Raw genomic sequence first — 12,936 nt, forward strand, 5'->3', positions numbered from 1 at the left:
CCATCACCACTCACCACTCACCACCGCCGAGAACCGCCGCGAACCGCCGCGAACCGGTGGACACCGCCGGGCGCCGGGGACGGTCGCCAAGGATGCGTCAAGAACGGCGCCCGGCGGCGTCAAGGAGCCGTCAGGGGGGGGCTTTCCACAGGTGGCGCGGCACTAGCGTCGCCCGGCGGAGAGAAACGGTTCTGCGCCGGTTTCAGCAGGAAACCCCGGCGGACCGTGCCACGGGGGAGAGGAACGTGCGGCCATGACCACCTCGGCAGCGGGCACGACGGCCACCACGGGGGAGACGGCCCCGGGGACGGAAGCCGATCCGGCGGGGGAACCGGCCCCAGCCGGACCAGCGGCCGGACCAGCGGCCGGACCAGCGGCCACGACAATGGCCACGACAATGGCCCCGACAACGGCCGCCCCGACCCCCCGCCCGAGCACCCTGGCCCGGCTCCGGCACGGCGCGCGGACGGTCGGCGGCCGCGCCTACTGGACCACCCCGCGCCTGGTCCGCGGCCTCACCGCACTCAGCCTGGCCGCACTGATCGGCCTCGGCGCGGCCGCCACCACCGTCCTCGGCGGGGCCCGCGACGGCACCGACACCATCGGCCACCGGGCCGCCCCGCAGGCCACCCGCGCCGCCGACCTCTACTTCGCGCTCAGCGACATGGACGCCCAGGCCGCCAACCTGCTGCTGGTCGGCGCCGACCCCGACTACACGACGCTGCGCAAGCAGACCCTCGACACCTACGAGCAGCGCCGCGCGCAGGCCGACGGCGACCTCCAACAGGCCGCCCAGGCCGCGGCCGCCGACCCGGCCGGCCAGCGCGCCGTCCAGCAGGTGCTCGGCCGGCTGGGCAGTTACGAGGCACTGGTGGCACGCTCCCAGCTGCTGGAGGAGCAGGCCAAGGCCCCGGCCGGCCAGCCCTCGCCCGCCGCCCTGGACGCCTACCGCCAGGCCACAGACCTGCTGCGCCAGCAACTGCTGCCCGCCGCCGACCAGGTCACCGCCGCCAACGAGGCCACCGTCGAACAGGTCTACACCGAGCGCCGTGACGCCCTCGGCAGCGGCTGGTGGTGGCTGCTCGCGGTCGGCCTGCTCGCGCTCGCCGCGCTGCTCGGGCTCCAGCGCGTCCTGGCGGTGCGCTACCACCGCGTCGTCAACCCGGCGCTGGCCGCGGTCACGCTGCTCACCGGCGTCGTGCTGGCGATCGGCCTGCACCTGGTCGGCCGCGCCGACGACCACCTGGTGACCGCCAAGAGCAACGCCTACGACTCGGTGATCGCGCTCAGCCGCGCCCGTGCCGTCGCGTTCGACCTGAACGCCGACGAGAGCCGCTACCTCACCGACCCGTCCCGCGCGGCCGCCTACGAGCAGAGCTTCCTCGACAAGACGCAGGCGATCGCCCGCCTGGACGGCGCCACCCTCGCCGACTACAACGCCCGACTGGCGGACGCCGCCGCCCGGCACCGCGCCGACCACACGGCCGTCCCCTTCGGCGGCTACCTCGGCACCGAACTGCACAACATCACGTTCCCCGGTGAGCAGGACGCCGCCGAGCGGGTGCTGGCCGCCTTCCAGCAGTACCAGCAGGACGACCGGAAGATCCGCGCGCTGCGCGACGAGGGCCGGCTCAAGGAGGCGGTGACGCTCAACACCGGCCTCTCCCAGGGGCAGTCCAACTACGACTTCGACCAGTTGAGCACGGCCATCGGGGACACCATCGCGGTCAACGCCAGGGCGATGGACTCGGCGGTCGCCGCGACCGACGGCGACCTCGACGCCGGCACGGCGGCCCTGGCGGCGGGGGCGCTGGTGGCGGCGCTCGCCCTCACCGCGCTGGGCGTCCGGCCGCGCCTGCGCGAGTACCGGTAGCCGCCGGCCCCGCGCCGCGGGTCGGCCGGTCGCGCACCGGGCGGGCGTCGGCGAAGCCCCGGCGGGCTCCGGCGCCCCCGGCCTCAGCCGGCGGCGAGCCGGTCGTACTCGGCGTCCGGGTCCAGCTGGCGCCGGTACTCGGCGTGCAGCCGGACGTCGCCGTCCGGGCCGGCCAGGCGGGCGAGCGGGCCCCGGACGCCCGGGAGCGGCCGGGCGCGCGGCCACTGCTGGGCGAGTACGGCGAGCGGGGTGCCGTCGCCGGTGCGCAGGATCCAGCTGGCGCGGCCGCCGCCGATCAGGGGCAGGTACGGCCGGGGGAGCCCGAGGGCGGCGAGCGCCTCCGGCAGATCGAGGCCGTCGGGCAGGTCGAGGCCGTCGGGGAGGGCGGGCGACGCGGCGTGCGGGGCGTCGGCGTCGTCGCCGGCCGCGACGCTGTCCCGGGTGAGGTGGATGCGCATGGCCGGACAGCATAGGGCGCGCCGACGGGCCCGCGCGCCCGTGCACCGGTGTGCCGGTTTGACAAACACCCTTGCCGTCCCGGCGAATGGCAGGCATGGCCGACGAAGACTTCGAGAACGTCCTCACCACGGTGGGCCCCCGGCTGCGTGCCCTGCGACGCGAGCGCGGCACCACCCTCGCCAAACTGGCCGCCGCCACCGGGATCTCGCTCAGCACGCTGTCCCGGCTGGAGTCCGGGCAGCGCAAGCCGACCCTGGAGCTGCTGCTGCCGCTGGCCCGGGAGTACCGGGTGCCGCTGGACGAACTGGTCGGCGCCCCGGCCACCGGCGACCCCCGGGTCCATCCCCGCCCGGTGACCAGGAACGGTCAGACCATCATCCCGCTCACCCGCCACCTCGGCGGTCTGCACGCCTTCAAGCAGATCATGCCGCCCGGCCGGGGCACCGAGCCCGAGTTGGAGCTGAAGGTGCACGAGGGCCACGAGTGGCTGTACGTCCTGTCCGGCCGGTTGCGGCTGGTGCTCGGTTCGCACGACCTGGTGCTGACGGCCGGTGAGGCCGCCGAGTTCGACACCCGGACCCCGCACGCCTTCGGCAACGCCGGGCCGCAGCCGGTGGAGTTCCTCAGTCTGTTCGGTCCTCAGGGTGAGCGGATCCATGTCAGGGCGCGCCCGGGAACCTCCGTTCGGTAGGTTCGTTCCCTGACAGCGGGGGTTTTCCGTTCCGGTCTCCCGCCAGGCCGTCGGGAGGGGCCGAGAAGATGAGTGTCCAGCAGAGCACGGAGTCCGGCGAGAGCGGTGGAACCGGGGAGCGCGGCGCGGTGGGTGCGGCCGAAGTCCCGGGCGCGGCGGGGGCCTTCGAGGCCTCCGGCGGCGGCGCCGGCCGGGTCGGCGGCGGTGGTTCCGGCGGCGACGGGAGCGGCGGCAGCGGTCCGAGCGGTGGGGCCGGCGGCGCCGGCGGCGCGGAGCCGGACGCCAAGAGCGCGCGGAAGAAGCGCCCGTTCTGGCAGGAGCTCCCGATTCTGCTGGTGATCGCCCTGCTGCTCTCGCTCGGCATCAAGACCTTCTTCGTCCAGGCCTTCTCGATCCCCTCGGGCTCGATGGAGCAGACCCTGGCGATCGGCGACCGGGTGCTGGTCGACAAGTTGACGCCGTGGTTCGGCGCCGAGCCCGAGCGCGGCGAGGTGGTGGTCTTCCGTGATCCGGGCGGCTGGCTGGAGAGCGTGCCGACGCACGCGGACGGCTCGGTGATGAGCTCGGTCCAGAAGGTGCTGAGCACCGTCGGCCTGATGCCCTCGGCGGACGAGAAGGACCTGATCAAGCGGGTGATCGCGGTCGGCGGGGACACCGTCGAGTGCAAGGCGGGCAGCCCGCTGAAGGTGAACGGCGTCGCGCTGGACGAACCGTACCTGTTCCCCGGCTCGGCGCCCTGCGATCAGGACCCGGTGGGCACCGTCACCGTCCCCAAGGGCAAGCTCTGGGTGATGGGCGACCACCGCAACAACTCGCGGGACTCCCGCCCGCACCACAACGAGACCGGTGACGGCTTCGTGCCGGTGGGGAACGTGATCGGCCGGGCCTTCGTCGTCGCGTGGCCGCTCACGGACTGGTCCACCCTGCCCGTCCCGGACACCTTCGGCAAGGTGCCGGCGGGCGCGGCCGCGCCGGTGCAGGCGCCGTCGGCGCCGGACGCGCTCGGGCTGGCCGCCGTCGTGCCGTTCGCCCTGTGGCGCCGCCGCCGTGGCGCGCGCCGAAACCGCCGCTGAGCCGGGTGAGGGCTTCGGCGGAACTCCTCCCGTCTTTCTCTACACGCCTGTAGAGTTTCCGGGGTGAGCTGCACGCCTGGTCGCGTGGCCGCCCGACCGGGGAGGCCGCGCACCGGGGCCGGGTCGGGAGGCGGAACCGTGGTGGAGAGTCGGCGCAGTCCTGTGGCCGTCGGGGAGCCGGCGGACCCGGACGTCCAGTGGGTGTACCAGCCGGTCGAGGTGGACCTCGGCGACGGCACCTGGGCGTCCGGGCGGATCAGCGGCTGGTGGCAGGACTCCGCCGGGCAGCGGTGGTGCCGGTTGCGGGTGAGCCGCAGCGGGCAGCCGGCCGGCTGGGAGCGGTTCGACCCGGCGCGGGTCCTGCTGCTGCCGGTCGCCGGGCTCTGAGGAGGCGTCGGCCCTTCCTACGGGACCGGTTCCGATCGGACCGGTACCGGCCTGATCGGAACCGGTCCGGTGGGTCCGGACGTCCCTCGGTGCGGCGGTCACGAGGCGTTGTCCATAAGAGATTCACAAAATATGACGGCATGTGCGATTCTGTGCAGCGCCCCCGTGACCCGCCCCATCCGTGTCGGCACCTTGGGGGGCCCGGGGCCGCCGACATGCCACCTCATCGACCGGGGACGACGTGAGTTCCGAGATCTACTTCAGCAGCAACTACCGCGACCTGTGTGAGCAGCACGGCACCGGCGCGGGCTTCCAGTTCGAGTTCTCCTGCCACCGCTGCTCCGACACCTGGCGCTCGCCGTTCGAGGCGTTCACCACCGGCCAGGTGGCGGGCTGGATCGGCAAGGGCGTCAGCGCCGCCTGGAACCTCATCGGCGGCAACGCCAACACCATCAGCAACGCCGCCGACGGCCTGGCCGGCCACACCTGGGGCAACGCGCGCGACGCCGCCTTCCAGCGCGCGATCACCAACGCCCAGGTGCACTTCAACCGCTGCGCCCGCTGCACCTACTACGCGTGCGGCCGCTGCTTCGACCCGGGCCAGGGCCTGTGCCACAACTGCGCCCCGGACACCGCGGCCGAGGCGATGGCGGCGCAGCGACGCGGCCTCAACGACATGGTGTCCGACCGCTCCTACCAGCAGGGCCAGCAGTCCGGCGCCGAGTTCGACGTGCGGACGCCGCGCCAGCTCGTCTGCCCGCAGTGCTCGGCGGAGACGCACGGCACGCCGTTCTGCCCGGGCTGCGGCCACCGGCTCGCCCAGCCGACCCAGTGCGGCCAGTGCCACCAGGACATCCCGGAGGGCGCCGCGTTCTGCCCGTCCTGCGGCGCCAGGCGCTGACACCGCGGGCCTCGTAGACCTCACAGGCCCACCCCGTGCACCCCGCGCACCTCGCGACGGCGGGGCGCCTGCGGATCAGGATCCGCAGGCGCCCCGCCGTCGTCGTACGTCCCGACCGGGTCAGCCGTACGACACGTTGGCGCACGGGTCGTCGTCGGCCGACCGGGCGGCGTTGGCGACGCTGCTGGGCACCGGGGCCGGAGCGGCCGGGGCCCCGCCGGGCGACGCGGAGGCGGACGGGTCGGCGGCACCGGCCGGATTGGCGGCGGCGAAGTCGTGGCCGAGCACCACGCTGACGCCCTTGCCGCCGGCCTGGACGGTGGCGCCCGGGAACAGCTTGGCGACCGCGTCGGCCGCGGCGCGCTCGCCCGCGCCGTACTCGACGACCGTGGTGGCGCGCGGCTTGCCGGTCGCGTTGCCGACGCTGGTCACGGTGTAGCCGGCGCCCTTGACGGCCTCCGCGGCCTTGCCGCCGAGCCCGGTCGCGCCGGTGCCGTTGAGCACGGCGACCTTCACGTCGGCGGGCTTGGCCTCGCCGCCCTTGGCGTCCGGGACGGGGGTGGTGGCGGTGGGGCTGGGGGTGGCCTCGGCGGCGGGGGTGCCCGGTGCGGCGGAGTCCGCGGCGGTGGCGCTGGCGTCCTGGCCGTCCAGGGTGCGGTCGGCCTTGAGCGCGGCCCAGAGCTGGTCCGAGTCGGGGTGGAGCAGGGCGACCCGCGGGCCCTCGTAGCGCCACGGCGCCGTCACGAACTTGACGTCGTGCAGGTTGACGTCCTTGAGCGACATGGCGAAGGAGAGCAGCTTGGCCGCCGAGCCGAGGTCGGGGTCGACGGTGAGCGACTTGGTCGCGGCGTCGGCGAGCGGCAGCAGGGTGGTCGGGTCCATGCCGCGGGACTTGACCTCCTTGATGAGCGAGGAGAGGAAGGCCTGCTGACGCTTGGTGCGGCCGATGTCGGAGCCGTCGCCGATGCCGTGCCGCACTCGGACGAAGTCGAGCGCGGACTGGCCCTCCACCTTCTGCTTGCCCTTGGGGAAGACCAGCTTGCCCTTCTTGCCCAGGTTCGGGTTGAGATCGCCCTCGTGGATGTCGTTCGGCAGGCAGACCTCGACTCCGCCGACCGCCTTGGTCATCGAGGCGAAGCCGTTGAAGTCCACCACGATGGTGTGGTCGACCCGCAGGTTGGTGAGCTTCTCGACGGCGTTCTGGGTGCAGGCCGGGTTGCCCTGGTCGCTGTTGCCCACCGAGAAGGCGCTGTTGAACATCGCATTGGTCTGTTCCTTGGTCCACTTGCCGTTCGGGAGCTTGCACGGCGGGATGGTGACCAGGGAGTCGCGGGGGATGGAGATGCCGACGGCGTGCTTGTGGTCGGCGTAGACGTGCAGCAGGATCGCGGTGTCCGAGCGGGCGCCGCCGTCCCCGCCGCCGCCCAGGTCGCTGTTGCCGTTGCCGCGGCTGTCCGAGCCGATCAGCAGGACGTTGACCGGGGTGCGGCCCTGGGAGTCCGGCGCCGCGGCGGCCGGGCGGTCCTTGCTGAGGGCGTCGCCGTCGAAGGTGGTGAGGTTGCTGTTCAGGCGGTAGTAGACGGCGCAGCCGCCGAGGACGAGGAGGGCGGTGCAGCCGGCCGTCGCCCAGAGCACCTTCTCCTTGGTGCTGCGCTTGGCCTTGGGCTTCGCCCGGCTCGTGCGGCTCGCCTGACCGGCCCGGCCGGCCTGACTCGTCTGTCCGGCCTGGCCGCCGTCCGCCGGGCGGCCCTGCGCGGTGCGGTCCTCGGGTGTGCGGCCGTCGGATATGCGGCCCTCCGGCGAGCCGCCGGCCGCCCGGCGCGGCGATTTTCCGGCTCCGGGGGAACCTCTGCGACCAGACACGTCGTCATCCTCCACAGTTGCCACGAAACCCCCGTCGGACCGGCGGGCGTGCGTGACCGGGGCCGGAGCCGATCCGGGCAGGCCCGTCGCTAAACTTTTACACCGCTGTAGAAACTCAGTGGAGCATACTAGGCGCAGATGAGAAAACCACCTGGTCAGACCAGCGGATCCGGTCAGCCAGGCTCCTCCGCGCTGCTCAGAACCCGTACGAGGAGCACGATGACTCACCGGATCGCACGTTCGATAGCCGGCGCCCTGGTGGCACTGCTGGCCGCCGTCGGCCTCACCGCCGCGGCGTCGAGCGCGACGGCGACGGCCGCACCCAGGCCCGTCGTGGCCGCCGCCACCACCGTTTCCGTCACCGGCTCCGGCCAGGCCGCCCCGGCGGCGGGCCAGGCCGTCTCCGCCGGCACCCGGAGCGGTCAGACCGCGCCGGCCGCCCACCTCGCGGCCAAGGACGAGAAGAAGAAGTCGGGCTTCTTCGCCAAGCTCGGCAAGTTCCTGATCGTCGTGGTCATCCTGATCATCCTGTTCTTCGTGCTGCTGATCGTCGGCATCGTCTACGCCGCGAAGCGGATCTTCGGCCGCCGCAAGTGAGCCGCGGTGGCCCGCCCCCGTGCCGCAGCGGCGCCGGGGCGGGCCACCTGGGTGCGATTGGCCCTGGGCGCGGCGTGCGACCGGCCCGACGATGGGGCACATGAGCGACTACCTCGGCCACCAGGCCCCCGACGGACAGCAGACCCCCGACGGACACCGGGCCCCCGACGTGCTGCGCCCCGAGAGCCGGATCGTCCACCCGCCCCTGGCGGACACCACCGGCAGCCGTCCGATGGGCGTGCCGCTGCACCAGAGCCACCTCTTCGCCTTCGACACCAGCGACGCGCTCACCCAGGCCTTCAGCGGCCCGGGCGGGGCCTTCTTCTACAACCGCTACGGCAACCCGACCGTCCGCTCGCTGGAGACGGCGGTGGCCGACCTCGAAGGCGGCGCCGGTGCGATCGCCACCGCCTCCGGCATGGGTGCGATCAACACCGTCCTGCTTGCCCTGCTGCGCTCCGGGGACCACGTGATCGCCCAGCGAAGCCTGTACGGCGGCACCTTCGCCGTGCTCGCCGACCTCGCCGACCGCTGGGGGGTGGAGGTCACCCACGTCGGGGGCGACGACCCGGCCGAGGTCGAGGCGGCGCTGCGGCCCACCACGCGGCTGCTGCACCTGGAGACCATCTCCAACCCCACCACCAGGGTCACCGACCTGCCGGGGCTGATCGGCGTCGCCAAGCGGGCCGGGGTGGTCAGCGTCGTGGACAACACCTTCGCGACGCCGCTGCTCTGCCGGCCGATCGAGTACGGCGCGGACGTCGTCATCCACTCGGCGACCAAGTACCTCGGCGGCCACTCGGACGTCCTGGCCGGCGTCGCCGTTCTCGCGGACGCCGAACTGCACCGCAAGGTCTGGCACTACGCCATCGAACTCGGCGCCGCCGCCGACCCGTTCGCCGCCTGGCTGACCCTGCGAGGCCTCCAGACCCTCGCCCTGCGGGTCCGCCGGCACTGCGAGACGGCCCTCGACCTGGCCGACCGCCTCGCCGCCCACCCCGCGGTCGAAGCCGTCCACTACCCGGGCCTGCCCGGACACCCCGACCACGACCTCGCCCGCCGGCTCCTGCCCGCCGGCCACGGCGGCGTCCTGGCCTTCGACCTCGTCGGCGGCCGCGAGGCGGCCCGCACCTTCACGGAATCCGTCCGCCTGGCCGCCCTCGCCCCCTCCCTCGGCGGCGTGCACACCCTCGTGCTCCACCCGGCCAGCACCTCCCACCGCCAGCTCGACGACGTCGAGTTGGCCGCCGCCGGGATCGGTCCGGGGACGGTGCGGGTGTCGGTGGGCATCGAGCACCCCGAGGACCTGTGGGCGGACGTGGAGGGCGCGCTGGCGAAGGTGTGACGGCCGCCCGACCGGCGCTACCGGGCTGTCGATCGGTTGCGTGCGCGTGCACCTAAATGTATGGTGCGTGTGCACGCACACACTTTTCCCCGGAGAAGCCGGGGAGATCCGAGGAGAGACTTCCATGGACACCGACGCCGCCCCGATCGTCCTCATCACCGGCACCTCCTCCGGGATCGGCCTCGCCGCCGCCGTGGCCGCCGCCCGCGCCGGGTACGGCGTCGTCGCCACCATGCGCGACACCGGGCGGGCCGAGGCCCTGCGGCGCGCCGCCGCCGAGGCGGGCGTCGGCGGGCGGGTCGAGGTCGAGCAACTGGACGTCACCGACCCGGCCTCCGTCACCGCCTGCCTGGAGACCGTCCTCGCCCGGCACGGCCGGCTCGACGCGGTGGTCAACAACGCGGGCGCCGGCCACGTCGGCACGATCGAGCAGGACGGGACGGCGCCGGTGCGGGCCGCCATGGAGGTGAACTTCTTCGGTGTGGTCGAGGTCACCCGGGCCGCACTGCCGCACCTGCGGGCCTCCGGCGGCCGGGTCGTCACCGTGACCAGCGTCGGCGGCGTGGTCGGACAGCCCTTCAACGAGGCGTACTGCGCCGCCAAGTTCGCCGTCGAGGGCTTCATGGAGTCGCTGGCGCCGGTCGCCGCCACCGTCGGCGTGCACGTCACCGTCGTCGAACCGGGCGCCGTCGCCAGCGAGTTCATCGGCAACCAGGCCGTCGACCTGCCCGCGCTGACCGCCGCGGCCGGCCCGTACGCCCCCGCCCTGCGAGCCTACGTCGACCGCACGCTGAAGGCCTTCTCCCAGGCCCAGACCCCGGAGCAGGCGGCCGCCCCGATCGTCGCGGCCCTCACCGCCGAGCGGCCGCCGCTGCGGGTGCAGACCTCCGAGGCGGCCCGGGCCTTCGCCGGCACCAAGCTGGCCGACCTGGACGGTTCGGCGGTGCGGCGGATGACGGGCGGCTGGGTGGTCTGACGAGTCCGGCCCGGGTCTGACACGCCTGACGGGCCCGACAGGTCCGACAGGTCCGACGGGCCTGGTGATCCTGACGGGTCCGAGGGTCCCGCTCGGGGCGGCTCGGCGCGGCGCGGGGCCGGCCGCCGGGGTGGGAACGGAATGATCACCGGTCATACTTGGGCGGCGGCACCCGACACCGGAGGCCGCGGGCCGTGCCGGCACCACCCGGCGCGGCCCGCCCGCCAGCCGTCCCGCCCAGACCGGAGGAACCGATGAGCAGCCACCTGCCGACCCACCGCCCGGCGGCCGGGGCCCCGGCAGTGCCGTGGAACCGGCAGCGGCTGCGCAGCAACAACGAATGGCTGCTGCTCGAACTGCTGCGCACCGGCGGCGGCTCCTCGCGCGCCCAACTCGCCCGGGACACCGGCCTGTCCAAGCCCACCGTGTCCGCCGCCCTGGCCGCCCTGGAGCAGGCCGGGCTGGTCCGCGAGGCCGGTCGGCTGGCCCCCGAGCGCGGCCGCACCGCGGTGCTGTACGAGGTCGACCCGGCCGCAGGGCACGTGCTCGGCGTGGACATCGGGCGGGCCAGGCTGCGGGTCGCCGTCGCGGACCTCGCCGGGACGGTCGTCGCCCGCCGCGACGTGGCCAACCGGGGCCGCTCGGCGAACGCCGTCGCCGACGCCGTGGTCGGCGCCGCCCACGAGGCCATCGCCGAGGCGGGCCTGGCCGCCGGCGACATCGTGCACGCGGTGATCGGCACCCCGGGCGTGTGGGACGAGCAGCGGCGCGGCGTGCGCTACGCCACCAGCCTGCCCGGCTGGGGCCGGCCCGGTCTGTTCGACCGGATCGGGGAGGGCCTGGGGGTGGCCGTCACCGTCGCCAACGACGCCAACCTGGCCGCGCTCGGCGAGTACACCCTCGGCGCCGGCCGGGGCAGCCGGATGTTCGCCTACCTGCTGGTCGGCACCGGCCTGGGCGTCGGCGTGGTCAAGGACGGCGAACTGCTGCTCGGCGCGCACGGCGCGCTGGGCGAGATCGGCCTGGTGCCACTGCCCGCCCGCCCAGGTGAGCCTCCGGCGACCATCGAGCAGGAGGCCGCCGCGGACGCCGTGGTGCGCACCGCCCAGGACCTCGGGCTGGGCGGCGCGCCCACGGCCAAGCAGGTCTTCGAACGGGCCCGGGCCGGCGACCCGGCGGCGGTCCGGGCCGTCGACCGCGAGGCCGGCCAACTCGCCTACGCCGTAGCGGTGTTGTCCGCCGTACTGGACCCGGACCTGGTGGTCCTCGGTGGCGGCATAGGCAACAGTGCGGACCTGCTCCTGGAACCGCTGGAGCAGACCCTGCACCGGATCGCCCCGATGCGTCCGACGCTCGCGCCGAGCCTGCTGGGGGAGGAGGCGGTCCTCCTCGGCGCGGTCGCCACTGCCCTGGAGACCGCGCGCCCCGAGGTGTTCGAGCGCCGGACGGCGGGGCTGCCGTAGGTCCTGTCCTCACGGCGGCCCGTGGCTCGGCGAGCGGCCCGGCCGGGCCCCCGGCCGCTCAGCCGCTCAGCCGCTCAGCCGGTGGCCAGGGTGAGGCCGTAGGCGCTCAGGATCGGGTTGACGGGCTGGAAGTAGGTCTCGCCGCCCGAGGTGCAGTCGCCGGAGCCGCCGGAGGTGACGCCCTGCGCCTGGGTGCCGGAGATGAACGACCCGCCCGAGTCGCCGGGTTCGGCGCACACGCTGGTGCGGGTGACGCCGTAGACGCTGCCCTCCTGGTAGGTGACGGTGGCGTTGACCTCCTCGACGGTGCCGCAGTGCCAGCCGGTCGTGGAGCCGGAACGGCAGACCGAGGACCCGACGGGCTGCTCGGTCGAGCCGGCGACCGTCACCGCGCCGCCCGCGTAGTCGTTCACCTGCGGCTGCGCCGTCCAGCCCGGGCCCGCCTGCACCCAGGAGTAGTCGTTGCCGGGGAAGGTCGAGCCCTGGAAGGTGCCGATCGAACTGCCGTCGGAGGCCGTCGCGTTGGAACCGGGCTGCCCGCAGTGGCCGGCGCTGACGAAGCCGGGCCGGCCGTTCTGGGTGACGGGGAAGCCGATCGAACAGCGGGCGGCGCTGTCGATGTAGTACGCGTCGCCGCCGTGCAGGTCGGCCAGCGGCCGGGGCGTGGCGGTGGCCCGTTCGACCCGGACCAGCGCGCGGTCCACCCCGGAGCGGCGCAGGAAGTCCTCGGTCCGGGCGCCGTCGGAGGACCGGACCACGACGGCGTTGGTGCGGACGTCCACGGACCAGAACGGCGTGGCGGTGGGTGTGGCGGCCCGGGACGCCCGGTCGAGCGCGGCCTTCGCCCCGTCGAGGGCGGCCAGGGCGTTGCGGACGACGGTGGCCCGGCCGCCGTGCGCGGTGATCGTCCGGGCGGCGGAGGCGTCGGTGGTGGCGACCACCAGGGCGGCGTCCGGCCCCTCGACCCAGGCCCCGGCCCAGCGGGAGCCCAGGGCGCCGGCGAGCGCGGTCCGAACCCGGGCGGCCCGGCTCTCCCCGGCCAGCCGGTCGGCGGCGGCTTGCGGCGAGAGGCCCAGGTCGCGCTGGAGTGCGGGGAGCAGCGCGGACGGGGCCGGGGCCGTCCGGGCCGCGGGGGAAGCGAGGGCGGCGACTATGGACGGGTCGTCAGCGGGCGCGCTGACGGCGGGGGCGGCGGTCAGGGCGACGCCCGCGAGCGCGGTGGCGACCGCGAGCACACGGATGCGGAGCATGGGGGATCTCCTCGTTCGGCGTGGGGGTTGCCGGAACGGTAGCGATCCGCTGGCCATG

At 74.6% G+C, this 12,936-nt stretch carries 12 protein-coding genes; 9 read left to right on the forward strand and 3 right to left on the reverse strand.

The features are described from left to right. Window positions 1-397: 397 nt before the first annotated feature. A complete protein-coding gene (locus tag ABT015_RS25160) occupies window positions 398-1,873 on the forward strand; it encodes a GlnX family signal transduction membrane protein (RefSeq protein WP_350882754.1) in 1,476 nt (491 codons plus the stop codon). Between the two features lie 83 nt (window positions 1,874-1,956). Here ABT015_RS25160 and ABT015_RS25165 read toward each other — a convergent pair whose 3' ends face one another. After that, window positions 1,957-2,331: a hypothetical protein gene (locus ABT015_RS25165; protein WP_350882756.1), complete on the reverse strand. Its 375-nt coding sequence runs from the start codon at window positions 2,329-2,331 to the stop codon at window positions 1,957-1,959. Window positions 2,332-2,426: 95 nt separating this feature from the next. On the opposite strand from ABT015_RS25165, the gene ABT015_RS25170 reads away from it, so the two are divergent. From ABT015_RS25170 to ABT015_RS25185, 4 genes are all read left to right on the forward strand, one after another. Beyond that, window positions 2,427-3,023 carry a helix-turn-helix domain-containing protein gene (locus ABT015_RS25170; protein ID WP_063350727.1) on the forward strand — a complete coding sequence of 199 codons (597 nt, stop codon included), beginning with the start codon at window positions 2,427-2,429 and terminating at the stop codon, window positions 3,021-3,023. 68 nt (window positions 3,024-3,091) lie between these two features. Further along, entirely contained in the window at window positions 3,092-4,096 is a 1,005-nt protein-coding gene (gene lepB, locus ABT015_RS25175) for a signal peptidase I (RefSeq protein ID WP_350882758.1), read from the forward strand. A 138-nt stretch (window positions 4,097-4,234) separates the two neighbouring features. Next, window positions 4,235-4,483 (forward strand): hypothetical protein, encoded by a 249-nt coding sequence (locus ABT015_RS25180; RefSeq protein ID WP_350882760.1) that lies wholly within the window; start codon window positions 4,235-4,237, stop codon window positions 4,481-4,483. A 241-nt stretch (window positions 4,484-4,724) separates the two neighbouring features. Beyond that, window positions 4,725-5,384: a double zinc ribbon domain-containing protein gene (locus ABT015_RS25185; protein WP_350882762.1), complete on the forward strand. Its 660-nt coding sequence runs from the start codon at window positions 4,725-4,727 to the stop codon at window positions 5,382-5,384. A 120-nt stretch (window positions 5,385-5,504) separates the two neighbouring features. Here ABT015_RS25185 and ABT015_RS25190 read toward each other — a convergent pair whose 3' ends face one another. Further along, window positions 5,505-7,247: an LCP family protein gene (locus tag ABT015_RS25190; protein ID WP_502897395.1), complete on the reverse strand. Its 1,743-nt coding sequence runs from the start codon at window positions 7,245-7,247 to the stop codon at window positions 5,505-5,507. Between the two features lie 219 nt (window positions 7,248-7,466). Between ABT015_RS25190 and ABT015_RS25195 the strand changes: the two genes are divergently transcribed. The 4 genes from ABT015_RS25195 (at window position 7,467) to ABT015_RS25210 (ending at window position 11,628) form a co-directional block, all read left to right on the forward strand. Further along, entirely contained in the window at window positions 7,467-7,844 is a 378-nt protein-coding gene (locus tag ABT015_RS25195) for a hypothetical protein (protein ID WP_350882764.1), read from the forward strand. Between the two features lie 100 nt (window positions 7,845-7,944). Next, the gene (locus ABT015_RS25200; protein ID WP_350882766.1) at window positions 7,945-9,189 is read left to right on the forward strand and encodes a trans-sulfuration enzyme family protein; all 1,245 of its coding nucleotides are present in this window, start codon (window positions 7,945-7,947) and stop codon (window positions 9,187-9,189) included. Between the two features lie 124 nt (window positions 9,190-9,313). Next, window positions 9,314-10,165, forward strand: a complete 852-nt coding sequence (locus ABT015_RS25205; RefSeq protein WP_350882768.1) for an SDR family NAD(P)-dependent oxidoreductase — start codon at window positions 9,314-9,316, stop codon at window positions 10,163-10,165. Window positions 10,166-10,419: 254 nt separating this feature from the next. After that, complete coding sequence (locus ABT015_RS25210) at window positions 10,420-11,628, forward strand: ROK family transcriptional regulator (RefSeq protein WP_350882770.1); 1,209 nt, start codon at window positions 10,420-10,422, stop codon at window positions 11,626-11,628. 74 nt (window positions 11,629-11,702) lie between these two features. Here the strand turns inward: ABT015_RS25210 and ABT015_RS25215 are convergent, their stop codons facing one another. Then, window positions 11,703-12,878 (reverse strand): alpha-lytic protease prodomain-containing protein, encoded by a 1,176-nt coding sequence (locus tag ABT015_RS25215; protein WP_350882772.1) that lies wholly within the window; start codon window positions 12,876-12,878, stop codon window positions 11,703-11,705. Window positions 12,879-12,936 lie beyond the last annotated feature (58 nt).

It is taken from the genome of Kitasatospora sp. NPDC094016 (assembly GCF_040304045.1).
In the GTDB taxonomy this organism is placed as follows: Bacteria; Actinomycetota; Actinomycetes; order Streptomycetales; family Streptomycetaceae; genus Kitasatospora.